The 23,974-nt window shown below is 68.2% G+C and carries 25 protein-coding genes; 13 read left to right on the top strand and 12 right to left on the bottom strand.

The window, feature by feature from the left end:
* Positions 1-39 precede the first annotated feature (39 nt).
* The 5 genes from ACIHA7_RS21600 (at position 40) to ACIHA7_RS21620 (ending at position 2,686) form a co-directional block, all read left to right on the top strand.
* The gene (locus ACIHA7_RS21600) at positions 40-513 is read left to right on the top strand and encodes an RNA polymerase sigma factor (RefSeq protein WP_397293119.1); all 474 of its coding nucleotides are present in this window, start codon (positions 40-42) and stop codon (positions 511-513) included.
* Positions 513-1,127, top strand: coding sequence for a methylated-DNA--[protein]-cysteine S-methyltransferase (locus tag ACIHA7_RS21605; RefSeq protein ID WP_397293120.1), 615 nt, complete (start codon positions 513-515; stop codon positions 1,125-1,127). Before ACIHA7_RS21600 ends, ACIHA7_RS21605 begins: the two co-directional genes overlap by 1 nt.
* Entirely contained in the window at positions 1,124-1,846 is a 723-nt protein-coding gene (locus tag ACIHA7_RS21610; RefSeq protein ID WP_397292328.1) for a 2OG-Fe(II) oxygenase, read from the top strand. Before ACIHA7_RS21605 ends, ACIHA7_RS21610 begins: the two co-directional genes overlap by 4 nt.
* Positions 1,833-2,111, top strand: a complete 279-nt coding sequence (locus ACIHA7_RS21615; protein ID WP_397292331.1) for an Ada metal-binding domain-containing protein — start codon at positions 1,833-1,835, stop codon at positions 2,109-2,111. The genes ACIHA7_RS21610 and ACIHA7_RS21615 overlap by 14 nt, the downstream gene beginning before the upstream one ends.
* 62 nt (positions 2,112-2,173) lie before the next feature.
* The gene (locus ACIHA7_RS21620) at positions 2,174-2,686 is read left to right on the top strand and encodes a methylated-DNA--[protein]-cysteine S-methyltransferase (RefSeq protein WP_397292334.1); all 513 of its coding nucleotides are present in this window, start codon (positions 2,174-2,176) and stop codon (positions 2,684-2,686) included.
* Positions 2,687-2,759: 73 nt separating this feature from the next.
* Here the strand turns inward: ACIHA7_RS21620 and ACIHA7_RS21625 are convergent, their stop codons facing one another.
* A complete protein-coding gene (locus tag ACIHA7_RS21625; RefSeq protein ID WP_397292339.1) occupies positions 2,760-2,963 on the bottom strand; it encodes a cold-shock protein in 204 nt (67 codons plus the stop codon).
* A 967-nt stretch (positions 2,964-3,930) separates the two neighbouring features.
* Between ACIHA7_RS21625 and ACIHA7_RS21630 the strand changes: the two genes are divergently transcribed.
* The 5 genes from ACIHA7_RS21630 (at position 3,931) to ACIHA7_RS21650 (ending at position 7,734) form a co-directional block, all read left to right on the top strand.
* Entirely contained in the window at positions 3,931-4,869 is a 939-nt protein-coding gene (locus ACIHA7_RS21630; RefSeq protein ID WP_397292341.1) for an alpha/beta hydrolase, read from the top strand.
* 143 nt (positions 4,870-5,012) lie between these two features.
* A complete protein-coding gene (locus tag ACIHA7_RS21635) occupies positions 5,013-5,609 on the top strand; it encodes a TetR family transcriptional regulator (RefSeq protein ID WP_397292344.1) in 597 nt (198 codons plus the stop codon).
* A gap of 108 nt (positions 5,610-5,717) precedes the next feature.
* The gene (locus ACIHA7_RS21640; RefSeq protein WP_397292348.1) at positions 5,718-6,920 is read left to right on the top strand and encodes a cytochrome P450; all 1,203 of its coding nucleotides are present in this window, start codon (positions 5,718-5,720) and stop codon (positions 6,918-6,920) included.
* 12 nt (positions 6,921-6,932) lie between these two features.
* Positions 6,933-7,163 carry a ferredoxin gene (locus tag ACIHA7_RS21645; protein ID WP_397292352.1) on the top strand — a complete coding sequence of 77 codons (231 nt, stop codon included), beginning with the start codon at positions 6,933-6,935 and terminating at the stop codon, positions 7,161-7,163.
* 154 nt (positions 7,164-7,317) lie between these two features.
* The gene (locus ACIHA7_RS21650) at positions 7,318-7,734 is read left to right on the top strand and encodes a hypothetical protein (RefSeq protein ID WP_397292355.1); all 417 of its coding nucleotides are present in this window, start codon (positions 7,318-7,320) and stop codon (positions 7,732-7,734) included.
* Between the two features lie 88 nt (positions 7,735-7,822).
* On the opposite strand, the gene ACIHA7_RS21655 is transcribed toward ACIHA7_RS21650, so the two are convergent.
* From ACIHA7_RS21655 to ACIHA7_RS21665, 3 genes are read right to left on the bottom strand one after another with little or no spacing between them, the layout of a single operon-like run.
* A complete protein-coding gene (locus tag ACIHA7_RS21655; protein WP_397292359.1) occupies positions 7,823-8,467 on the bottom strand; it encodes a response regulator in 645 nt (214 codons plus the stop codon).
* 1 nt (position 8,468) lies between these two features.
* Complete coding sequence (locus ACIHA7_RS21660; RefSeq protein WP_397292362.1) at positions 8,469-9,635, bottom strand: sensor histidine kinase; 1,167 nt, start codon at positions 9,633-9,635, stop codon at positions 8,469-8,471.
* Between the two features lie 2 nt (positions 9,636-9,637).
* Positions 9,638-11,809 carry an MMPL family transporter gene (locus tag ACIHA7_RS21665; protein ID WP_397292365.1) on the bottom strand — a complete coding sequence of 724 codons (2,172 nt, stop codon included), beginning with the start codon at positions 11,807-11,809 and terminating at the stop codon, positions 9,638-9,640.
* Positions 11,810-12,231: 422 nt separating this feature from the next.
* On the opposite strand from ACIHA7_RS21665, the gene ACIHA7_RS21670 reads away from it, so the two are divergent.
* The gene (locus ACIHA7_RS21670) at positions 12,232-12,837 is read left to right on the top strand and encodes a response regulator (RefSeq protein WP_397292369.1); all 606 of its coding nucleotides are present in this window, start codon (positions 12,232-12,234) and stop codon (positions 12,835-12,837) included.
* Between the two features lie 213 nt (positions 12,838-13,050).
* Positions 13,051-13,269 carry a 50S ribosomal protein L28 gene (gene rpmB, locus ACIHA7_RS21675; RefSeq protein WP_397292374.1) on the top strand — a complete coding sequence of 73 codons (219 nt, stop codon included), beginning with the start codon at positions 13,051-13,053 and terminating at the stop codon, positions 13,267-13,269.
* 432 nt (positions 13,270-13,701) lie between these two features.
* Here the strand turns inward: rpmB and ACIHA7_RS21680 are convergent, their stop codons facing one another.
* Together ACIHA7_RS21680 and ACIHA7_RS21685 are read right to left on the bottom strand one after the other, a co-directional pair.
* Positions 13,702-14,445, bottom strand: a complete 744-nt coding sequence (locus ACIHA7_RS21680; RefSeq protein WP_397292377.1) for a nucleotidyltransferase domain-containing protein — start codon at positions 14,443-14,445, stop codon at positions 13,702-13,704.
* 167 nt (positions 14,446-14,612) lie between these two features.
* Positions 14,613-15,203 (bottom strand): helix-turn-helix domain-containing protein, encoded by a 591-nt coding sequence (locus ACIHA7_RS21685; RefSeq protein WP_397292381.1) that lies wholly within the window; start codon positions 15,201-15,203, stop codon positions 14,613-14,615.
* A 79-nt stretch (positions 15,204-15,282) separates the two neighbouring features.
* Here ACIHA7_RS21685 and ACIHA7_RS21690 point away from each other — a divergent pair, with 79 nt between their 5' ends.
* Positions 15,283-16,302, top strand: a complete 1,020-nt coding sequence (locus ACIHA7_RS21690; RefSeq protein WP_397292385.1) for an NAD(P)/FAD-dependent oxidoreductase — start codon at positions 15,283-15,285, stop codon at positions 16,300-16,302.
* Between the two features lie 384 nt (positions 16,303-16,686).
* On the opposite strand, the gene ACIHA7_RS21695 is transcribed toward ACIHA7_RS21690, so the two are convergent.
* Genes ACIHA7_RS21695 through ACIHA7_RS21720 form a run of 6 tightly spaced genes read right to left on the bottom strand, consistent with a single transcriptional unit; the run spans position 16,687 to position 23,969 of the window.
* Complete coding sequence (locus ACIHA7_RS21695) at positions 16,687-18,801, bottom strand: MMPL family transporter (RefSeq protein ID WP_397292387.1); 2,115 nt, start codon at positions 18,799-18,801, stop codon at positions 16,687-16,689.
* Positions 18,798-20,042: a peptide synthetase gene (locus ACIHA7_RS21700; protein WP_397292389.1), complete on the bottom strand. Its 1,245-nt coding sequence runs from the start codon at positions 20,040-20,042 to the stop codon at positions 18,798-18,800. Before ACIHA7_RS21700 ends, ACIHA7_RS21695 begins: the two co-directional genes overlap by 4 nt.
* Before the next feature lie 33 nt (positions 20,043-20,075).
* Positions 20,076-21,122 carry an NAD-dependent epimerase/dehydratase family protein gene (locus tag ACIHA7_RS21705; RefSeq protein ID WP_397292393.1) on the bottom strand — a complete coding sequence of 349 codons (1,047 nt, stop codon included), beginning with the start codon at positions 21,120-21,122 and terminating at the stop codon, positions 20,076-20,078.
* Positions 21,119-21,394, bottom strand: coding sequence for a hypothetical protein (locus ACIHA7_RS21710; RefSeq protein WP_397292397.1), 276 nt, complete (start codon positions 21,392-21,394; stop codon positions 21,119-21,121). The genes ACIHA7_RS21705 and ACIHA7_RS21710 overlap by 4 nt, the downstream gene beginning before the upstream one ends.
* Positions 21,391-23,064, bottom strand: a complete 1,674-nt coding sequence (locus ACIHA7_RS21715) for a fatty acid CoA ligase family protein (protein WP_397292401.1) — start codon at positions 23,062-23,064, stop codon at positions 21,391-21,393. Before ACIHA7_RS21715 ends, ACIHA7_RS21710 begins: the two co-directional genes overlap by 4 nt.
* A complete protein-coding gene (locus tag ACIHA7_RS21720; protein WP_397292404.1) occupies positions 23,061-23,969 on the bottom strand; it encodes a hypothetical protein in 909 nt (302 codons plus the stop codon). Before ACIHA7_RS21720 ends, ACIHA7_RS21715 begins: the two co-directional genes overlap by 4 nt.
* Positions 23,970-23,974 lie beyond the last annotated feature (5 nt).

Raw genomic sequence — 23,974 nt, forward strand, 5'->3', positions numbered from 1 at the left:
TCACGTTTCCCGCGTCGTGGCCGTCTACCCAGTGTGAGATTGCCTCCGTTCGAGGAAGTGGTGGCCGAGTACGGCCCGATGGTGCTGCGCGTCTGCCGGGCGGTGCTCGGCCCGACCGACGCGGCCGACGCGTGGTCGGAGACGTTCCTGTCCGCCCTGCGCGCGTATCCCGACCTCGACCCTGGGGCGAACATCGAGGCCTGGTTGGTCACCATCGCGCACCGTCGCGCCATCGACGTCGGACGCGCGCTCACCCGCGCCCCGGTCCCGGCCGAGACGCTGCCCGAGCGCCCGGCCGCCGACCCCGACCCGGCCGACTACGACCCGCACCTCTGGGCCGCCCTGAAAGCGTTGCCGCCCAAGCAGCGCCAGGCGGTCGCCTACCACTATCTGGCAGGCCTGCCACACGCCGAGATCGCCGTGCTGCTCGGCAACTCCACCGACGCCGCCCGCCGCGCCGCCGCCGACGGCCTCAAAACGCTGCGCAAGCTCTACCCGAAGGATGACTCATGATGGCCACCATCGACCGTGGCGACCCGAACGGCCTGTTCGACGGCCTTACCCCCGACCGTGCCCTGCTGGCCGAGCTGCGCCGCCGGTTGGCCGTGGACGCGCAGTCCGCGGGCCTGCTCGACGTCGCCTACCGCACCGTCGACACGCCCGTCGGCACGCTGCTGCTCGCGGCGACCCCCGCGGGCCTGGTGCGCGTCGCCTACCCCAACGAGGACCACGACGCCGTCCTCACCACGCTGGCCGAGCGGGTCAGCCCGCGCGTACTCGCCGCACCGGCGCGCTTGGCCACCGCGGCGCGCGAGATCGATGAGTACTTCGCCGGTGCCAGAACACATTTCGACCTGCCGCTCGATCTGCGACTGACCGGCGGATTCCGCCGTCAGGTGATCGAGCATCTCACCGACATCGGCTATGGCCGTCGCGAGAGCTATGCCGCCGTCGCGGCCGCGGTCGGCAATCCGCGGGCGGTCCGTGCCGTCGGCTCGGCCTGTGCGCACAACCCACTGCCCGTGGTGATTCCGTGCCACCGGGTGGTGCGCAGCGACGGATCGATCGGTCAGTACGTGGGCGGAATCGAGGCCAAGACGATCTTGCTGACGCTGGAGGCGGCATGAGGCAAACCGTTGCCGCACTGGCCGATCGGGTGGCCGCACAGTCCTGGCCCGCGCTCGTGGACGAACTCGACGCCTACGGTTGCGCCCAGACCGGCCCGATCCTGACGCCCGACGAATGCGCCGAACTCACCGAAATGTGGGACGACGCGGCGCGATTCCGCTCGACCATCGACATGGCGCGCTACCGGTTCGGGCAGGGCACCTACCGCTACTTCGCCGATCCGGTGCCGGCGCCGATCATGGCGCTGCGCGCGGCGTTCTACCGCAAGTTGTTGCCGGTGGCCCGTTCCCGGGCCGAACGGCTCGGCGATCCGGCGCCGTGGCCGGACGAGTTCGCCGACTGGCTCGACGCCTGCCACGCTGCTGGGCAGCGCAAGCCGACACCGATTCTGTTGCGCTACACCGAAGGTGACTGGAATGCGTTGCACCGTGATCTCTACGGTGACCTGGTCTTCCCGCTGCAAGTGGTGATCGGGCTGGACCGTCCGGGAGTCGACCACACCGGCGGTGAGTTCCTGTTGGTCGAGCAGCGGGCGAGGGCGCAGTCCAAGGCCACGGTCACCGTGCTGGAGCAGGGGCACGGTCTGATCTTCACCACCCGCGACCGTCCGACCCCGTCGAGCCGCGGCTGGTCTCGTGCCCCGGTGCGCCACGGCGTCAGCCGAATCCGCGGCGGTATCCGGCACACCCTCGGTCTCGTGCTGCATGACGCCGAGTAGCGAGTACACGCTGCTCGATGCCGACGGCCGCCCGTACCGCAGCTCGACACCGGGCCGGTACGGCGGCCACCGGCGCGGCAGAATCTACGGTCGCTTGGATTGCCCGTCCGCCTTACGGGCCTTGGCACGCGGTGCCTACCGCGCGCATCGGGTCTTCTTCGCCGACGAGTCCACCGCGATCAGCGCGGGCTATCGGCCGTGTGCGGTGTGTCTACCGGAGCCATACGCCGCGTGGAAAGCCGCGCGGGACAACAACTCTCAGTGATCTCACGTTCTGGGGTCGGCGACCGTCTACCGGGTGACAAGATCGTCGAACAGGAGCACATCATGCAGATCTCAGCCGCACGGACAGTGCACGCGTCGCGCCTCGGCAATATCGGTATCGAAGCCAGTCCGCTGGGTGTGCGCCGGGTGTTCTTCACCGACGACGCTCCGGCGGCCCCGACTGCCGAGAACTCCTGTGCGCTGGAATATGTGGTGACCGCGGTCGCTCAGCTCGACGGCTATCTGGCGGGCACCCGCCGCGAGTTCACCGTTCCCACGGACCGGTCCGCGCTGAGCGCCTTCGACCGTCAAGTCCTGGAAACGTTGGACAGCACCACTCGGTATGGCGACACGACCACCTACGGCGCGCTCGCTCGGGCGCTCGGCCGTGAACCTGCGGACGCCCGCAAGGTCGGCGGCGCGTTGGCGCGCAACCCACTGTTGATACTGATCCCGTGTCATCGGGTCCTCGGCGCGGACGGCGCTCTCACCGGCTATGCGGGTGGACTGCCTGTCAAACGCGCGCTACTCGACCTCGAGTCGGTCGATCTCCTGCTGCCCGTCGCGCTGGGTTGATCGGCGCGCTGGGTTGATCGGCGGCAGGTGTGCCCCTCCCACCGCGAAGTGGGAGGAGCTCAATCCGGCCTGATCAGATGGTGCGGACGTCCGTGGCCTGCGGACCCTTCTGGCCCTGGCCGACCTCGAACTCCACGCGCTGTCCCTCATCGAGGGACTTGAACCCGGACCCGCCGAGAGCCGAGTAGTGGACGAAGACGTCGGGACCGCCGCCGTCCTGCGCGATGAAGCCGAACCCCTTCTCCGCGTTGAACCACTTGACGACGCCCTGTGTCATATTTTCTCCTCTTACTCGGTGATTGTTCAGTCCACGGAAATCTTGCGAAAAACAAGGACTCGGTGGACAGCATTCCATGCGCGCTTGCCGCATGGTCAACGCGGGCGGGCGGATTGTGTGCAAAAGCATTCTCCGCTCACTGTGCTACCGACTTGCCGCCGACAGCACTAGCGCCGCGCAAGCCTACCTTTTTCTCGCCGATGGTGCGTGGCGCCGGCTGGGCGGTGTGGTCGACAACCAATTTTGTTCGCTCGGCGCGCCGCGGGGCTTCGGCGCTCGTGGCGTGCTCGATCGGGTCGGTGCTGGATCGCGCTGGCCTGGGCGTGCGTCCGTCGGGACATCGGCGGTGTGGCGGGTGCGTGCTGGGTCCGATTCGGACATTTCGCGGGAAAATCCGCCGGTTTTAGTGTGATTTGTTCGCTGACGGCCAGCGGGTAGTTCCGTTCGGGGTGTGCACGCTGACCGCGGGTGCGAGCGAATTTTGTGGTCTGCAAATTGGTGCACCACGCGCGCTCGCTTGCCGGTGGCTGACTGCTTATACGCGTAACGCACCGTCGTGTCGAGTTTTTCGTAAATTCTTGGCAGGGAGACGACGGACTGAAATTTGTCGTGCTGCGCGGACATCGACTCCACGCGGGCTGGTCGCGCACGGCGAGCTTGCCGACGCAGGAGACCGATCGCCGACCGCGAACATTCGCGTCGACGATCACGTGGCCATCGCCGTCGAAGCATGCTGGGCATTCGCCGAGTTCGCGCCTCGTGGTGAATCGGCCAGTCGTGCAGCCGTTTCCGGGATCGTTCTCCCGCACGCATCGACAAGGCATGTCCCCGTGCATGATCAGCGTCATCGCAGCAGGTCTCGGGTCCGGCGGGGGCGTCACACGGCACGCCGACCACCCTGTCAAGACCCGAATCTTGGTCTTCCACTTCGGGTTTTGGGCCGATCGCGCGGCGGTATAACGGGATAGTGGCGGCTTCAAAATATCTGGTTTCCGTGGTCGGTGTGTTGCTGGTTTCGCTGCTGTCCGTCGGCTCGGTAGCGGCGGTGCCGACCGGGGCGCGGCTGGTCGACGAGGCGTCGCTGGGTGGGTCGGTCTCGCGGATGGACGTTTACTCGCCCTCGATGGATCGGGTGGTGACCAATCGGGTGATTCGGGCGACCGGTGGCCCGGCGCCGACGCTGTACCTGCTCACCGGGATCGGGGGTGGCGTCGACGGCATCTCGTGGTGGGACGACACCGATGTCCGGGAGTTCTTCGCCGACAAGCACGTCAACGTGGTGATGCCGGTGGGTGGCGCGTTCAGCCTGTACACCGACTGGATCGCCGACGATCCGGCCGTCGGGCGCAATCGGTGGCAGACCTACCTGACGCGCGAACTCCCCAGCGTTCTCGACGCCGAGCTGGGCAGCACCGGGCGCAACGCGATCGCCGGGGTGTCGATGAGTGGCGGATCCGCGGTGGACCTCGCGATCCAGGCGCCCGAGGTGTACAGCGCCGTCGCGGCGTACAGCGGGTGCCCCTGGAGTGCGGACGCGGTCGGCGCGGCGATGGTGAACGCGCAGGTGCTGCGGGGCGGCGGCAATACGGCGAACATGTGGGGTGCGCCAGGCAGCGAACTCTGGCGGGCGCACGACGCGTTCGCCAACGCGTCCGCGCTGGCAGGGAAGGCGATCTACCTGTCCGCGGCCACCGGCACGCCCGGCGCGATCGACCAGGGCGGGCTGACCTTCCCGCCGCTCGAGGCCATCGCGAGCTCGTGCACGGCGGCCTTCGCAGGCAGGCTCGCGCAGCTCGGTGTGCCCGCGGTGCACATCAACCGGCCCGAGGGCGCGCACACCTGGGGGCAGTTCGAAACGGATCTGCACGATTCCTGGCCGCTGCTGGCCGGAGCGCTCGGTGCGTGAAATGTCGGATTTGCCAGTGGGTTTCCGCCATTAGCGTCTAGCGCCCTGCCTTCGGCTCGCTCGCGCGGCGTCCGCCGACGTCAGCGCAGGACCGGTTGCCTGCTCTACGCTGCTCTTCCGGAGATTCGGCAACCGGAGGATGCATGTCGAGTGAGAACGAAACGGTCAGCCGCAAAAGGGATTCGGCCGCCACCAGCGCCGCGATCCTGACCGCGGCGCAGGAACTGTTTGCCGAACGGGGGTACGAGCGCGCCACGGTGCGCGACATCGCCACGCGCGCCGGCGTGAATCAGGCGCTGCTGTTCCGCTACTTCGGCACCAAGGACGAACTGTTCCGGGCCGCGATCGCGGACCAGGGGCGGCGCATGCTCGAGGAGGGGTCGGTCGACGGGCTGCTGAGCAGGCTGCTCGCGCGGGCGCTCGAACCCGCGGGCTCGGTCGCGCAGGGGCAGTGGTTGCAGGCGGCGCTGCGGTCCAGCGGGCACGACGAAGGTGTGTCGGCGATCCGGCGCGAGTTGGGCGACGAGTACGTCCGAGCCCTGTCCACGCTCAGCGACGACCCCGATAGCGAGCTGTATGCCGACCTGCTGCTCGCCTGGCTGCTCGGCATCGGATTGATGCGGTCGGTGCACCGCAGAGAGCCGCTGGCCAGCGCCGACCCGGCCACGGTTGCTCGTCATGTGCTGCGCGCCGCGCAGGTGCTGTTGGCTCGGGTGGACGTGAATTTCCCACCGCCGTAACGGAATCCGACCGTTGACGGGGCAGTGTGACCTCCCTAACATGAAGTCTTGTAAGCACTTGCTTACATCGCTTACCGCGCCGGCAGGCGTCGGCGAAGGGAGACCCGCATGACCGTGAAAACCGAGGTGCGTCACTACCCTTTCGGTGAACCCGTCCGCCTCGACATGGACCCGCTGTTCGCCAAACTGCGCAGGGAGGAACCGGTCTCCCGCGTGCAGCTGCCCTACGGTGTCGAGGGCTGGCTGGTCACTCGATACGCGGACGCCAAGCTGGTGCTCGCCGACCCGCGCTTCAGCCGCGCCGCCACGGTGGACCGCGCGGACATCCCGCGCACCACACCGCTGCCGTCGCGGCAGAACTCGCTGCTCAGCATGGATCCACCCGAGCACAGCAGGCTGCGCAAGCTGGTCGCCAAGGCCTTCACCAGCCGCCGGGTCGAGCAGCTGCGCCCGCGCGCGCAGGAGATCGTGCACGAGCGGCTGGCCGCGATCGAATCGGCCGGGCCGGTAGCGGATCTGGTGCAGAGTCTCGCGCTGCCGCTGCCCGTCACGGTGATCTGCGAAATGCTCGGCGTCCCCACCGCGGACCAGCATCGGTTCCGGGATTTCTCCGACACCGTGCTGTCCACCACCGCGCACACCCCGGCTCAGATCGACGACGCGCGTGTCGCTCTGGAGGCCTACCTCGCCGAGTTGGTGGCCCAGCGCAGGGCGCGGCCGACCGACGACCTGCTCGGCGCGCTGGTCGCCGCCCGCGACAACGAGGACCGACTCACCGAGGACGAACTGGTCAACCTCGGCATCGGCCTGCTCATCGCAGGCCACGAAACGACCGCCAACCAGATCGCCAACTTCACCTACGTCCTGCTCAGCGAACCGCAGCACTGGGCACTGCTCTGTGCCCGTCCGGAACTCGTGCCCGCCGCCGTCGAGGAACTACTGCGTTACGTCCAACTCGGTTCCGGCGGTTCGTTCGCCAGGGTCGCCACCGAGGACGTCGCGCTGGGCGAGGTCACCGTCCGCGCGGGCGAGGCGGTCATCGTGAACACGCAGGCCGCCAACCGGGACGAAGCCATCTTCGACAACGCCGAACAGCTCGACCTCACCCGAATCCACAACCCGCACATGGCCTTCGGCCACGGCGTCCACCACTGCCTCGGCGCGCAACTGGCCCGCCTGGAACTGCAAGTCGCGATAGGCTCGCTGCTGCAACGCTTCCCGACGCTACGCCTGGCCGTCCCGTTCGAGGAAGTACCGTGGAAGACCGGCCTGCTGGTCCGCGGACCGACCGCACTGCCGGTGACCTGGTGAGGGGAAACGCAGATGGCTGACCAACAGTGGCGCATTGAAGTCGACCGAACCACCTGCCTCGGCTCCGGCATGTGCACCGGCCTGGCACCCGACCACTTCACCCTCGTCGACGGCCGCTCGAGCCCGATCACCGATCTCGCCTCACCCGACGACCTCCTCATCGATGCCGCCGAATCCTGCCCCATCGAAGCAATCCGCATCCGCGAGGAAGGAACCGGAACCATCCTCGCCCCGGAACAGTAAGGGGGTCCGACGGTGCCGCCGGACAAGCTCTTGCGGAGCCAGCGGCCGACCGAGTCGGAGATCGAAGCCGATCGAATAATGTTGCGGTCGAATCGGTTCGGCGATCTGCCCCGAAAAATAGGGGGCCCGGCGCCTGGATGACATCATCACGGGCATGATCAATCGCAGTCTTCCCGTGCTCGCGCTTTTCGCGTTGTCCGCCGCAGCGGTGGTGCTCCCATCGAACACCGCCGCCGCGGTCCCCGGTCTCGACGCACCGGTGATCGAGGAGACCTTCTCGGTTCCGGGCACTGTCTCGGCCAAGTTCCGCAACCCGAACACCGAAGGGGTGTGCTGGATCTTCAACAACAAGACCGGCGAGATCTTCGGCGGCAACAACCCCACCTCCTTCGCCATCCCGGACGGCAAAATGGTCCAGACCTCGCTGGGCAACCGCCCGGCGGGCGAAGAGATCCACGTGCGCGGCGCCTGCGCCTATGAGCGTCCCACCGGCAGCCACGACAACGCGACCGTCACCGATATCATCGTCGTCAAGGTCGTCGACAAGCCGAGCACCGGCAGCTTCGGCTGAAATCCCTGGCAGGCCGTGCGCCATCGCGCAACGGTCGGCGAAGATCGCGACCTCGGCCCGGCGGGTGCCATAGGGCTCGAGCTATGAGCTACGTGGTCCCGCTGGTTCGAGACAATAGGCCGCGGTCCAGGGCGACGACGACGGCGTGGGTGCGGTCATTGACGTCGAGCTTGGCGAAAATGCGTAGTAGGTGGGTTTTTACGGTGGCTTCGGCGATGGTGAGGCGTTGGCCGATCTCCGGGTTGGAGAGGCCATCCGCAACCGCGCGCAGGACGTCGATCTCGCGGGGGGACAGGGTGACCGGGGCGGGGCGGCGGATGCGGGCCACCAGGCGTTCGGCGACCAGGGGGGCCAGCACTGTGCGGCCGCGGGATGCGGCGTGGATGGCCGCGACGAGTTGGTCGCGGGTGGTGTCCTTGAGGAGGTAGCCGATGGCACCGGCTTCGACGGCGCGTTCGATCTCGGAGTCGGTGTCGTAGGTGGTGAGGATCAGCACGCGAGTTGTGCTGCGGGTGGTGATTTCCCGGGTGGCCGCCACACCGTCCAGGATCGGCATTCGGAGATCGAGCAGTGCCACATCGGGTTTCAGGCGTTCGACGAGCGCGATCGCCTCGCTGCCGTCCGCCGCCTCGCCGACGATATCGATGGACGGCTCGGCGGCCAGCAGGGCCGCGATGCCGGCGCGCATGACGACGTGGTCGTCGGCGAGGATCAGGCGGAGGCGTTCGGCCATGTCAGTTCCGATCGTTCGGCGGTAGGGATGCGAAGATGCGGGTGCCCGCACCGGGTGCGCTCGTCACGGTGAGCTCGCCGCCGAGTTCGGTGAGGCGGTTGCGCATACCGTCGAGGCCGAATCCACGGGCTTCGTGTGGGGTGAATCCGACTCCGTCATCGGTGATTTCGAGCTCCACGTCGAGTGGACCGCGAGTCAGGACGACGGTCACCGTGCTGGCCCCCGCGTGCTTGCGCACATTCGCCAGCGATTCCTGAGTGCAGCGCAGCAGCGCGATCCGGGTGGGCTGGTCGCACTCGATGTCAGCCAACTCGGCATGCACGGTCAACCCCGTGTCCTCGGCACACCGATCCAAGATCCGCCGTAGCAGCTGCGCGATCTTCCCGGTCGCGCCGTCGGCCGACGGAGCCGCGCCGACGAGAACTCTGGCCTCCGTCAGGTTCTCGCGGGCCGTGCGCTCGATCGACAGCAACTGTTTGGCGCTCGTCACCGGGTCGGCCTCGATACCGCGCCGCGCCGCCTCCGCCAGCACGATGATGGACGCGAAGCCTTGGGCGAGCGTGTCATGGATTTCCCGTGCGAGCCGTTCGCGCTCCTCGGCCGCTCCCTGGCGCTGGTGCGCCGCGGCCAGTTCCGATTGCGTACGTTCCAGCTCGGCACCGAGCAGGTGGGCGCGTTCGTCACCGCGTTTGATCACGCGGTCGATCCACAGTCCGAAGAGCACGCCGCCGGCCAGCCCGATCAGCGTGAAAACGGCATTGCCCGGCGAGAATCGCGTCCCCGCGACCGTCCCGATCAGCGTGGCCACCGCGCCCGCGCCGATGTAGCCGATCGCCTGGCGCGCGGTCGCGGTGTAGAGCCAGAACATCGGCAGCGACACGATGAAGAACGCCGCGCCGCCGCCGAGCAGGATTGCCGTCGCACCGAGCACCAGGACGAGCAGGCCGAGGAAGTCGCTCGACCGCACCCGGGGATCGTTGGGAAACGCCAGCAGGATCAGGTAACCCGCGGCGAGCACGGCCACCAGTGCCCACGTCCCGTACTTGACGACGCCGACGCGGTCGTGCACCGCGACCAGCGGTGGGCACAGGCCGAAGAGTATCCAGCACCCGAGGTAGCTCCGCCGCAGTATCCGGAACCGATCGTCGGTGCGCGGCAGCTGCGTCATTTCTATGAGACTACTTTCACCGGCACGCGGCCCGCGGTGGTGACGGCAGAGCGTACCGGCCACCAGGTTCGATCACCCAGGAGCAGCAGCAGCGCGGGCAGGACCACGATCCTGATCACGAAGGCGTCGAGCAGCACGGCTGCCGCGAGCGCGAAGCCCATCTGCTTCATCTCCATGATGTGCAGCGGAACGAAACTGGCGAACACCGTCACCATGACGAACGCGGCGCTGGTGACCACGCCCGCCGAACCGCCGACACCGTCGAGCACGGCCTGCCGGGTCGGCGCACCGTTGGCCACGGCCTCCTTGATCCGGCTCAGCACGAAGACCTGATAGTCCATCGACAGGCCGAACAGGATGACGAAGAGCAGCAACGGGACCCGGGATCCGATCGTGCCGGTCGAGTCGAAATCGAGCAGCCGCTCGGCCCAGGTGTGCTGAAAAACCAGGGTCAGCAGGCCGAGCGAGGCACCAGCCGAGAGCAGGTTCAGCACCACACCGACCAGGCCGAGGACGAGAGAACGGAATGCCACCGCGGTCAGCGCGAAGGTCACCAGCAGCAACCCGGCGATGACCAGCGGCAGTTTTTGCCGCTGATGCTTCGGGTAGTCCGCGTAGCGGGCCACGTCACCGGTTACCGCGTAGTCGATGTTCGGGAGTACGCCGATCGTGTCGGGAACGTAGTCGGCGCGAACTCGTTCGAGTGACCGCTGCGCCGCATCGTCGCTGACGTGATGCGGGACAGGCAGCTCCAGCAGCGTGACCCGGCCGTCGGCCGAGGTGCGCGGCGCAGCGGGCCGCAGCATGGCCGGATCGTCCGCGGCCCGCTCGGCCAAGGCGCGCAGCGCGTCGGTGACCTCGTTCGCCCGTGCCGGATCGGCCGCCACGACGACGTGGTGCATCGACTTCAGTTCCGGGAAGGCGGCATTCAGCCGGTCGAAGGTCTGCATGGCCGGGATGGTGCGCGGATGGGTCTCGCGCCCCATATCGGTGAGTTCGAGGCCGAGGACCGGAACGGTCAGCGCGAGCATCGCCAGAACCGAAACAGTCAGTGCCGCAGCGGGCTTCGCCGCGATCTTGCGCAGCATGAACCCGGTGAACCGCCCGCGCGACGCTGCGCGGCGGACCGGTGCGGCATGCCCGGCCGCGCGGCGCGCGGCACGGCGTTCGGCCCGATCGGTGAGCACCGTCAACAGTGCGGGCAATGCGGTGAGCGAGCTGGCCACCGAGACCAGGGTCACCAGGATCGCGGCGGTCGCAATAGAGGAGAAGATCACGTCGTCGACGAGGTACAGGGTCGCGGTGGAGGCGGCGACGGCGAGCCCCGACACCACAACGGCCCGGCCCGAAGTCGCCGCCGCCACCTGCACCACGGCCCGCGAGTCCAGCGCTGCGCCGGGGCGATCGCGCTCCTCCCGTGCCCGCTTCAGATAGAACAGCGTGTAGTCGACGCCGACCGCCAGCCCGATGAGCAGAATGATATTGGTGCCGACTCCACTGTCCGGGAACAGATGTGACGCGGGCATCGCCAGCCCGATGGCGGCAACAATGGAAGATACGGCCAGCAGCAACGGCACCAGCGCCAGCGACAGCGATCGGAAGACCACCAGCAGCGTGAGCAATGTGACCGGCACCGCGATCATCTCGGTACGCGCCAGATCCCGGCCACGCAACGCGTCGACCCCACTGCTGATCGAGGGTCCACCGGTCTCCTCGATCAGCAGCCCCGGATTTGCTCGCGCCACCTCCTCGGTCTGGGCCCGCAACGCCCCCACATGCTTATCGCCGTCGAGCTCCGCACCCACCATGGTCACATCGACCCGCAACGCCGTGCCGTCGGCCGAATACACCGGCGCGGCAACGGACTCGACCTCCGGCAGCGTCCGCATCCGGTCGGCGATCTCCCGCGCGACGCTCTCGGCGGCCGCATCCAACCGCACCCCGCCGTCGGTGATCAGCACCCGCTCCACTGCCCGCTGCTGCAATCCCCCCGAGGCCGCTATCGCCTCCCCGCGCCCCGCCTCGCCGATCCGGAAGTCCTCGGTCGCCGCGGGTTTCCCGCCGACCGCCATCCCGATCCCGAGGCACAGCGCCACGAAGACGAACCATCCGACAATGGCGAGCCACGGCCGGCGCGCACTCCATCCAGCTATGGCTACCAAGTAATTTCGCATGCCCCGAATACTTCTCGGTCACGTGTTGTCGCCGACAGCCTCGACCGGTCGAACTCGGTGTCCACCGATCGGTGGACATGCGACGGCCGGACATGCCGGCGGTGGGTCGAAAATGGGTTGGCGTGGGTGGCTGTTGGTCGTAGGGTGGTGGCGTTTGCGGAGCGCGTAGGGTGCTTCGATCGAGTTCCGAGGTGATGACGTATTCCTGCTCAGGCCGCGTAGCCGTTTTCCGGCACTGAACCCGTGAGCCGCTGACGCGTGCTCCGGGTCTGTCGTGGACGGCTTCTCCCGCGGCCTGGGTTTTGTCGTACCTGTCTCCATTTCTGTGCGCAGTTGGCGTGCGCGGCCCTGGCCTGCCCGTATCTCTTGCCGACTGTCGCAACAGGAGTATTTGTGTCTTCGGAGACCCTCGGGGCCGTCTCATGATTCGCGTACTGATCGCCGGTGGTATGCGGCTGCCCCGTGAAGCGGTGGCTGCCGCGCTGTCGGGTGAGCCCGGCGTGCAGGTGGTTTCGCAAGTGGCGTTGGGTAGCGAAGTGGTGGCGGGTGCGCTCCGTACTCGGCCGAATCTGGCGCTGTTGGACGCGGAGCTGCCAGGGCTGGATGGGATTTCGGCTGCGGCGCGGTTGAAGTCGGCGGTGCCGGATTGTCGCGTGATCATCGTGACGGGCCCGAGCAGGCCCGATGCGCTGAGGGCGGCGTTGGCGGTGCGGGTGGAGGGGGTACTGAGTAAGGGGGCATCGATCGAGGCGTTGACCGACACTGTGCGCAGGGTTGCCCATGGGGATCGGGTGCTGGAACCGCAAGCGGTGGCCGAAGCCCTGGGCGGGCCCGGCAATCCGCTCAGTGCCCGGGATCTCGACATTCTCCGGCTTGCCGCGCAGGGGCGCACACCCGTCGAGATCGCTGCGGCGCTGCATCTTTCGCCGGGGACGATTCGCAATAATCTGGCCGCTATCAACCGCAAGGTCGGGGCTCGTAATCGCATCGAGGCGATCCGGATAGCGGTTGGTCGGGGATGGATTTGATGTGCATTTTGCATGCAGTGGCGTGCGATCTGCATCGGTCGGCAGCCGAGCAATGCTCGCACGGTCCGCCATTTCAGCTGGTCAGCAGCGTGCACGTCAATACATCCGGGAAGTAAACGCAGCGCAGGACTCGTCCCTCGCCACCGACAATATCGCTGCGAACAACCCAGATGCCGAGCCGATGGCCATCGCCGTCGGAGAACAGGAGAGACGATGTCTGCTCAATGTGACGTATGCGGTAAGAAGCCGAGTTTCGGCAAGCGGGTAGCCCGCGCCGGACGCCGTGCGCAGCGGCGGTACGTCAAGGGGCGGACGAGTCGCCGGTTCGATCCGAATATTCAGCCGGTGCGGACCGTGCAGAACGGTGCGCCCGTGCGGATGAAGGTGTGTACCTCGTGCATCAAGAAAGGCAGCGTGCAGCGGCGTGCCTAGTCGCAGCGAATGAGGTGTTGGCTCAGGGCATTTCGAGACTGGCATTGCGCTTCTTGGCATGGCTGAGCGGTGGTCGGCATCCGCAGTATCAGCGAGACGAATTCCGTTGTGATGACTGCGGATTGCCGACCGCCCCGGTCGACGGGCCGGATGAGTGGTACACGGTGCATGACCCCGTGTGGGCATCCGCTGCCGCTTCGGCCGACAGCATTCTGTGTATCGGCTGCCTGGAGTCTCGGCTCGGACGTCGTCTGCGCCCTAACGATTTCGTCGCCGCGCCACTGAACGATCCGAACTACGGACACCACAGCCACCGACTACAAAGCCGCCTACGTCCACCGCTCACGAACTGAGCCCTCGGCGGCTGGTCGACCGATCAGGTGGAACTGGTGGTGGCATCGCCCGAGAGGTCGGACCACCAGTTCCCCGTGATCACTTGTCCAGCAACGCTTCTGCCTCACCGATTGCTCGGGCGAGGGACTTCGGTTCGGGCGCGAGCCCAGCGACGATCGCGTCGATACCCCGTAGCCCAGCTCGGTCCAGCAGTCGCTTTTCGTTGGTAACCCATTCACCGCGAGCGGCGAGAATCGCGTGTGCGGTCTGCATTGCCGCGATGCCGAGCGTCGCTGCTACTTCCGTGGATTGGGCGCGAGAGACGTAGTTGGACTTGGCATACTGCAGCGTCATGGTGGCACGACTCCGCCAGATCGGCGGTGCCGCCGCGCGCAGGGCCGCCGGGTAGTTCGGGCGGGGGAGCGTTCCGTGCAGCACCTGGTTGATGGCCAGCTCGGCGACCACCAAATAGCTGGGGATACCGGCGAGGTGGAACATCAGTGGCTCCCAATGGAATCGGCCTTGCTCGGCCTCGGCGAGTTCGTGTTCGACCACATCGAGGTCGCGATAGTGGACGTCGACTTCGCGGCCGTCGATGGTGAACCACGCCCCACCGTTGAAGACGCCACCGCCCCAACCGCCGATCTCGGAAACCTCACCAGCCCAGCCAATTTCACGGAGCGGGGCGGGGTCGAATCTTCCTCGGTAGTAGATGGCGAGGTCCCAGTCGCTGTCCGCGGTGTGGGTGCCTTGCGCGCGGGAACCGCCGAGGGTGACGGCGTGGACGCCGGGGAGGGTGGCCAATCGTTCGGTGACGTGCGAAAGGAAGGTCTTGTCGGTCATGGTCGTCCCAGGGGTAAGCGGAGTGATGACGGATACGGGCAGCACCACCGGGCGCTGAACCACTACGGGGGCAGCGTTATTCGGCGGGCGCACTCGGCATCGGTCATCACTCCACGAGTCGGATCGTACCGGGCCGACGCGGGGAACTCGACCGAATTTCTCGGCGCCTACCGCTCGGGTGGTTTGGGCCGGGCGCGCAGGTGTGCGCGTTCACCTTGTTTGCCGAAAAGACTGAGGAACTCGACGGGTTCGGCGTCGGCGGCGCCGAACCAGTGCGGTACGCGGGTGTCGAACTCGGCGGCCTCACCGGGAGTGAGAATCAGGTCGCGTTCGCCGAGGACGAGCCGCAACTTGCCGTTGAGGACGTAGAGCCATTCGTAGCCCTCGTGCGTCTTCGGCGCGGGTTCGCTGCGGCGGGAGTCGGCCGCGATCACCATCTTGAAGGCTTGGATGCCGCCCGCGCGGCGGGTGAGCGGGAGGATGGTCATGCCGTGTCGGGTGACCGGTCGCAGGTGGATGCGCGGGTCGCCGGTGGCGGGGGCATCGACGAGTTCGTCGAGGGTGACGCCGTGGGCGCGGGCCAGGGGGAGTAGTTGCTCGAGGGTCGGGCGGCGGCCGCCGGACTCCAGGCGCGACAGGGTGCTGACCGAGATGCCGGTGGCCGCCGAGAGGTCGGCCAGGGTGGTTTCGCGTTGCCTGCGCAGCGCGCGCAGCCGTGGTCCGACCGCGTCGAGGGCCTGATCGAGATCGTCGTCCATGCCGCCATCTTGCCAGATCGGCAACAAAGTTTGCGCATATGCCGGGTCTGGCCGCATGGTGGTCGCGGAGGTGGTCGAGATGACTGAACAGCTGAAAGACGGCTATGACGTGGTGGTTGTCGGCGGTGGCGCGGCCGGATTGAGCGGGGCGCTGATGCTGGGCCGGGCCCGGCGTTCGGTGGTGGTGATCGACGCGGGCGCGCCGCGCAACACCCCGGCGACCGGCGTGCACGGACTGCTGGCCAGGGAGGGAATGGCACCGGGCGAACTGCTGGAGCGCGGCCGCGCGGAGGTGCGTGCGTACGGCGGCCAGGTGGTCACCGGTGCGGTCACCGCGGTGGACCGGGTGGACGACGGATTCACAGTGACACTGGCCGACGGCCGGACGGTTCGCGCTCGGCGGCTGATGGTGACTACCGGCCTGGTCGACGAGCTGCCGGAGGTCCCCGGACTGCGCGAGCGGTGGGGACGAGACGTGCTGCACTGCCCGTACTGCCACGGCTGGGAGGTGCGCGACCAAGCGATCGGCGTGCTCGGCAGCGGACCGATGGCGGTGCACCAGGCGCTGCTGTTCCGCCAGTGGAGTGCCGACATCACTCTCTTCACGCACACCATGCCGTCGCCGACTGCCGAGGAGGCGGAGCAACTCGCTGCCCGTGGCATCAGGGTGGTGGCAGGCGAAGTGGCCGCGTTGGAGATCGTCGATGACCGATTGGCGGGCGTGCGCATGAGCGACGGCACGGTGGTCCCGCGCGCGGCGGTGACGGTCCAGTCCCGGATGGTGGCGCGCTCGGATTTCCTTGCGGCACTGGGGCTTCGGCCAGCACAGCACCCTTCGGGTATGGGCGAGCACATCCCGGCGGATGCGACCGGCCGTACCGACGTGCCCGGTGTGTGGGTCGCGGGCAACGTCACCGACTTGGCCGCACAGGTCGGCGCAGCCGCGGCCGCGGGCGCCTTCGCGGCAGCCCAGATCAACGCCGACCTGGTTATCGAGGACACCCGCCGGGCGGTGGACGCATACCGAAACCCGTTCTCGCTGGACAGCGAAGCGGGCGTCGGCGAGTTGGTGTCGGCCGAGCGGCGGCACGGAGTGTGAGCGACGCGATCAGCTGGCCCGCTGGGTTACCCCTCGGGCAGCGGAATCAGCTCGAGGTGCTCGGCCGCCTTCGGTGTGCCGCAGGCACTCCGGCCGGACACCAGGTCCACCCCGCCACCGTGCGACACCAGGAACCTGCCACATACGCAGCGCAAATAGCGCACCGCCCCGTGTGCGGAGACGAGCATGGGCGAGGGCCAGGAGCAGGAGGGGCAGGCGGCGGACATGGGAGCTAAGCCTGGGTAGTCACTGGAGGTATTGCAATCTTCAGTGCGGCGTGGCGACCGATCGGTATGAAATCTAGCCCGCAAATAGGACATTCGCGGATGTTCCAGGCGTATCGGGCACCTGCGCTGTGTGCTTGGAACATCCGCGCTGCCTGTCTTACCGAATCGAGGCCGTTTCTTTCGCGGGTTCGACAGTGGCGGGAATGCGGCGGCGGTGCGGGAAGGGAGTCCACCAATTGGCCGAGCCCATGAGTTCGACCAGCGCAGGTACCAGCAGCATGCGGACCAGGGTGGCGTCGATCAGCAACGCGATGATCATGCCGAGTCCGAGAAAACGCATGGGCGTCAACGGCGAAAGCGTGAAGGCCCCGGTGACGATAACGAGCAAGGTGGCGGCGGCGGTGATGACACGGGCGGTTTTGAGCGTGCCGATGCGGACCGATCCCGCGGTGTCGGCCCCCGCCGCGTGCGCCTCCACCATGCGGGACAGCAGGAAAACCTCGTAGTCGGTGGACAAACCGAAGACGACCGCGATGATCAACACGAGCATGCCCGCGGCGAGCGGACCCGGACTGATACCGAGGACGCTCGCGAGATGGCCGTCGTGGAATATCCAGGTGAGCACGCCGAAGGTGGCGGCGAGGCTGAGGAAGGCCATCGCTACGGCTTTGAGCGGCAACACGATCGATCGGAACGCCGCCGCGAGCAGCAGCACGGTCGCGCTCACCATGGCCAGAATCATCCAGGGCATGGCGCGCACGATGGAGCGGACACTGTCGACGGTGGCGGCGGTGTCGCCGCCGATCCGCAGCACCGTGCCGTCCGGGGGAGTCAACGCACGGATTTCTCCGACAGTGGCCGAGGCGTTTTCGCTGCGGTCGGTGGCGTCGAGAAACGCGTGGAACACGACGAAATCCTCGGCCCGGCCCACCTGGAACACCTGCCGGACACCGGCCACCCGGCCGAGCGCGGTGCTCGTGGCATCCACCGCGGCCGACTGTGGCGGACCATCGAGGCCGTGCAGCACCGCCGTGACCCCGCTGCTCGCCGCGGGGAACCCGGCGGTGAGTTCCTCGACGGTGGAGCGCATTTCGTTGCCCGCGGGCAACGCGCGATGATCGATGTCGCCCAGCTTCGCGCCGGTGAGCGGCACGGCGAGCAGCACAAGTGTCGCGCCGACCACGATGGTGACGAGGCCGGGCCTGCGCAGCACCGCGTCCACCACCCGGCCCCAGAACCGCTCGGTGCGATCTTTGCTGCCCGCCTTACCGATTCGAGCGCCGAACAGCGTGAGCATGGCGGGCAGCACGGTGAGCGAAAGACCGGCGGCGAGCCCGACCGCGGCGATCGCGCCGAACCCGAGCGACCGCAGCACGGCCTGCGGGAACACGAAAGTGCCTGCGAAGGCACAGATCAGCAGGAGCGCCGAGAAGGCGACGGTCCGCCCGGCGCTCGCACAGGTGCGTTCGATGGCGGACTCGATATCACGGCCACCGGCGAGCTCCTCCCGGAATCGGGTCACCAGGAACAGCCCGTAGTCGATCGCCATGCCGAGCCCGAGCAGCGACGCGATATTCACCGCGAACGTGCTCACCTCGGTGAACTCGGTGAGCAGACGTATCGTGCCCATCGCGCCGAGCACGGCGAGCACCCCGACCGCCACCGGCAGCGACGCCGCGACCACGCCGCCGAACACCAGCACCAGGATCAGCAAAGTAAGTGGTAGCGAGAGGGATTCGGCGCGCACCAGATCGTGTTGCGACTGACTGTTGATGTGCGTCGCCAACGCGCTGTAACCGGACAGCTTGGTGTCGATACCCGGAACCCGCAGCGCCGCTTCGATATCGGGATAGGCGGTGACGCGTCGATTGTCGTCACCCGCGAGGAACACCACCGCCAGCGCCTGTCGGTTGTCGGCGGAGCGCAGGAACTGTTTCCGCGGCGGCACACTGTTCCAATAGGTTTCGACCGGGCGCTCCAGCAGCGCGGGATCGATCCGGGCGAGCGACTGTTGCACCCGAGGACCGATGGCGTCGAGCGTCTGTCCGTCGGGCGCGGTGTACAGCGCGACGGCGTCAGGCGTCTGCGGGCCGAAGTGTTCGCGGACCAGCCGGTCGACCGCGGCCGACTCGCTGTGCGGGTCAGTGAAGCCTGCCGCGCTGACTTTGTCGGCGGTATTCAGCCCGAGCAGGCCGAACAGCAGCATCACCCCGACGACCACGGCGAGGACCGTGCGCGGCCGGGCGATGACGAACCGTGCCCAGCCGGTCATCGCGCCGGTAAATCGTGGGGTGCGAGATCGGCTTCCAGGGTTGCGGCGATCTTGTCGAGCAATGCTTCCAGCCGGGGCTCGACGCCTGCCCCGTTGCGACAGGACACCGTGAGCTCGAGCTGCCCGCGCGACTCGACCATGCCGAACAGCAACGGCATCGCCCCGCTGTGCTGCGGCAGCACCCGCATCGTGCTCGGCGTCCACCCCGGCACGGCCATCTCGTCCAGGTCGACGCTGCCCATGTGCGACACCGTGGCGGACACCATGTTCCGGTTGCACCTGGCCCCGAGCCAGTTGCTCACCCGCAGCACCGTGCGGACGGCGGCGGGCGGGAACTTCGACAGGCCACCGTTGTCGAGCTGGTTCAGCTCGGTCTTGCCTTGCAGCCCGGCCCGCATGCGGGCGCTGACCGTTTCCCAGCTGTCGCCGGGCGCGACGTCGACGAACAGGGGCAGCGCGAGATTCCCGGTCGAGCGCAGCGCGGGATCATGCCTGCGCAGGTCGACCGGCACCATGAAGCGAGACCCGGCACCGTTCTCGGCGGCCAGGATCGCCGATACCCGCGCGACGATGCCCTTGCCGTTCGCGTGAATGGTGCGGTGCCGCAGCAACCATCGCGGCGCGTTCGGATCCTGCCGTCCGCGCCCGGTCGGCGCCGGATAAGTCGGCAGTACCAGCGTCTGCTTGCCCGGCGCACCCACCCGCGCCACCAACTCGGCGTCGGCGATCGGATCCGGCGCACCGACCGGCGCCACTCCGCGCAGCGCGCGCAGCACGTCGTCGGCCCACATCCGCATACCCATCCCGTCCATCACTCCGTGAAAGACACGGAATACCAGGGTGGTTTGTTCACCGGTCAGTAGCAGTACCTCGGTGGTCCGCTCCGGGGTCGGTCCGATCGGGCTGTTCAGCACCGCATCGTCTTCCAGCGCGGCGTAGTCGAGCGTCCACCCAGGGACCACCCGAACCTGGGCGGGCACACCGCTGTCCACCCAGTACCTGCCGTCGCGGACCAGCCGGGCACCGGGATTCGCCGCGGATGCCACGTCTACCGCGCGCTGCACGGCGTTCGGGTCCAGGGTGCCGACGCCGTGCACGGCCAGGTGCATCAGGAACGGCGGCGACACCTCCCTGGTGAAGAAGTACAGGCGCTCGGTGGGCGAGATCTTCCGGCGGAAGACGGTGCCGGTGGGCCCACTCGTCGCCGGACGCACGGAATCGCTGCGCGAAGCTTGGTTCATTGGTGACCTCCGGTGCCGGCTGGGTGCTGCGGTTCAGCGCAGATTTCGAGTGAGTTCGACGGCGCCGCCCTGGGTTTCGAGCCACGCGAGGAAGGTGGCCAGTCCGCCGTCCCGGTCGACCACCGGGGCGTAGCCGAAATCGCGAGCGGCGGCGGCCGTGTCGTAGGTCGCGCTGCGCGTCATCAGTGCGACGGCGTAGCGCGACAGCGGTGGGGACCAGCGGGTCGCGACCGCCGGTATGCGCCAGATGGTTTCGACCACGGTGACCACTGCGTTGATCACCTTGGGATTGGGCTTGCGGCTCGGTGGCTGATAGCCGAGCTCGGCGGCCACGGCGCCGAGGAACTCCCAGACATTCGTCTTCTCGGCGTCGGCGATGAAATAGGCCTTGCCGCCCACCGCATCCGAGGCCGCCACCTTGACGCACGCCTCGACGATGTTGTCGACGTGGCACAGCGACGCGTACACGGTGCGGCCGAACGAGATGTCCGGCAGCGTCCCGGTGCCGGTCTTACCGAGCAGCCGCACGATCGGGCCGGACCGGTCGCCCGCGCCCCAGATCGCGCGCGGCCGCAGCGCGCAGGTGGTGAATCCCGCGGTGTCGGCGGCCAATACGGCGCGCTCGGCGGCGGCCTTGGTCTCGGAGTACAGGTTCAGGTAGCGCCGCGGGTACGGGACCGACTCGTCGATGTCGAGCTGGTCACCGCCGTCGTAGTCCATCAACGCGCTCGGGCTGGAGATGAAGACGAACCGGGAGGCGCCGCCGCGGCGCGCCGCCTCGAGCAGATGTTCGGTCGCGCGGACGTTTTCGTGCCAGAACTGTTCCCTGGTGCCGCGCTCGTCGACCCGTGCGGCACTGTGGAACACGATGTCGACGCCGTTGGTGGCGGCCGCCAGCGACGCCGGATCGGTGAGATCGCCGTAGACCAGCCGTACCCGGTCGACGTCGGTGCCGAGGTCGGCCAGGTTGCTGGTGCGCCGCACCAGAATCGACACCTCGTGCGCGCCGTCGCGGACCAGCCTGCGCACCAGCGCCCCGCCGAGGAACCCGGAAGCGCCGGTCACCAACACCTTGCTCATTGCGCCTCCTGCGTTCGCCACCAAGTCATTCCGAAGATCTGCGTCAACACCGCGGTCTCGACGGGGGAGCGGTCCGAGCCCTCGGCCGCCCGCAGCGCTGGCCGGATCTGGGCCGCGTGCACCACGACGCTGAGGAACGCGTCGATCCACCACGCGGCGCGCAGCACCCGGTTCTCGGGCACCCGATCCGCCGCGATCGCCAGCACACCGCCGGCCAGGTACAGCCAGCCGAGAATCGGAATCGACCGCAGTGCCATAGTTTTCGCGTTCAAGCACCGGCTCCGATCTGCTTGGTCGCCCACTGCGCGAGCTGCTCCCGGCCGATTTTGGCGTTGTGCCGGATGTCGACCGGGAACCCGGGATGGATCAGGAAATCCGCGATCGGGCGGGTGAGCTCGAACTCCGACCCGCGGGCCCGCAGCGCGGCCCCGACCGCCGCGCCGTCGGCCTCGGGCTTCAGTTCGATACAGAGCACGGGTTGCTGCGCACCGCGCGCGCCGACCCCGACCAGCGCCGTCCGGGCTACGCCCGCAACGGTATTGAAGATCTGCTCCACCTGGACCGTGAACATCGGCCCGTCGGCGGTGACCACCCGCTGACTCTTGCGTCCGCAGAACCAGATGCGGCCCTCGTCATCGATCCAGGCGAGATCGCCGGTGCGATGCCAGATCCGGTCGCCGTCGACGATCTTGCCCTGCCGGTTCGCCTCCGCCGGCCAGTAGTAGTGCGTGCTGACATTCGGGCCCGCGACAACCAGTTCGCCGATGCCCCGCGAACTTTCGAGGTCATCGGCCAGTTCCTCGACCCGTGCCCAGGTCGGCAGCGGTTCGTCGGTGATGGCGACCACCCTGGCCTCGATCTGGTCCGCCGGTTGCCCGATACAGGTGCCCTCGCCGCGGTGCGCCCGATCCACCAGGCCGTCGAACAGCTCCCTGGACTCGATGAGCGACATCGGCAAGGCCTCGGTCGACCCGTATCCGGCGAAGATCCGCACGTCCTCGGCCAGCACCTCGCGCAACCCGGCGATGCACCAGTCGGGTACCGGCGCGCCACCGGAGTAGATGCTGCCCAACGTCTTCAGCTCGGTCGGCCGCTGCCGCAGGTGGCGCAGCAGCGGAATCAGCAGCGCGGGGGAGGCGAACATCGTCCGCACGCCGAACTTCTCGATCGCGTGCGCCACGTGCGCGGGATCGGTGGCGCCGACCTTGCTCGGGATCAACGGCGGTAGCACGCACCGCGATCCGAGCAGCAGATCGAGTATCCCGACCAGCGGCAGGGTGATCAGCGAGGTCTCCGGCGCGATCCGGCCGCGGGCCGTGTGCACCTGCTCGACCATCGACGCCAGATTGCCGTGGGTCAGCTCGACCGCCTTGGCGGGTCCGGTACTGCCGGTGGTGAATCCGATCACCAGCACGTCGGCCGCGGCGCCGGGTACCCGCTCGGGCGCGACGCCGGACGGCGTGGTGCCCCACGCCGCCAGCCGTTCGCCGCGCCAGAACCAGCGCTTGCCCACGGTCACCGTGGTCCGTACCTTGCGGAAGCTGCGCCGGAACAGCACCCGCACCGCGTGCGCGGGCGGGATGCCGATGAACGCCTCGGCCTCGACCGCGCGCAGGCAGTGCACCATCTTGCGCAGGCCCATCCCCGGGTCGATCACCACGGGCACGGCACCGATCTTCAACAACCCGAACAGGATCGCGTAGAGCTCGGGACTCGGCAGCACCAGCACGATGGTGCGGGTGCCCGTGCCGACGCCCGCCGCGGTGAGCCGCTCGGCGATCGCCTCGGACCAGTCATCGAGCTCGCGGTAGGTGACGTGCCGATAGGACGGCAGGTCAGCGGATTTCGCCCCGTCGGGGTAGATCACCGCTTCTCGATCCGGTTCCGCGCGCGCGAACGCCCGGAACCGGTCGATGGCCTGCCAGTAGGTCGCCGAGGTCACGCAGCCGCCCCGGCGAGCACGGGCAGCCGGTACAGCACCGCCGCCGCCGACGGGCCCGCGCCCGCCGCGACGAACAGCACGTGCGTGAAGTCCGTCAGGGTGTCCGAGACGATCGCGCGGTCGTAGGCCTGCGGGAGCGACGCCGTGTGCGGGTCACCGTCGGTCAGGTCCGGCGTGCGCACCGAATCCTCGTCGATGCCGAGGGCTTGGGCGAGCCGGGCCGGGAAGTCCGAGCTCGGCGTCGACGCGATGAGCGCCGTGCCGGCCAGGTCGGTGTGCCCGGCGTCGGCGAGCGCGGCCCGCGCCGCCTCGGTGGCCACGCTCAGCAGCCGGTCCGCGAAGCCGGGTTCCCGGTCCACGGTCATCACGCCGCGGCCGACGGTGCCCATGGTGGCCGTGTCGACATACGCCTCGACCGCCGGGGTGCCGTCACCGTTCACCGTGTGCACCCGGCCGAAGCCGTCCGGCTCGTCGGTGTGCTCGAGCAGCAGCGCGGCTCCCGAAGCGGCATAGGGGAAGTCGTCGGTGGCGGCCGATCGGGTCATCGACGGATGACCGTCGCCGGCGACGATGAGCACGTGCTCGGCGCTGCCGGTCGCCAGGATGGCGGTGGCGACCTGAACCGCGTTGAGCACGCCGGTCGCCCCGTTCATCAGGTCGAACGAGAAGGTCCTCGGGTCGTTCTTCGCGTACTCCAGGCCGATGCCCGCCGCCTTCTGGATCAGCGCGGAGACGGCCGGTTCGACGGTGTTGGAGTCACGGAAGACACCGGCGTTGATCAGCACGCCGACCTGGTCCGGACGGACACCGGCGCGCTCGAGGCTCTGCTTCGCGGCCAGGCCGCTGTTCTGCACACTGCTCTGCGTGTCCCGGCTGATGCCGATGGATTTGATGCGAACGCCCATGGCTG

It is taken from the genome of Nocardia sp. NPDC052316 (assembly GCF_044547795.1).
Lineage (GTDB): Bacteria > Actinomycetota > Actinomycetes > Mycobacteriales > Mycobacteriaceae > Nocardia.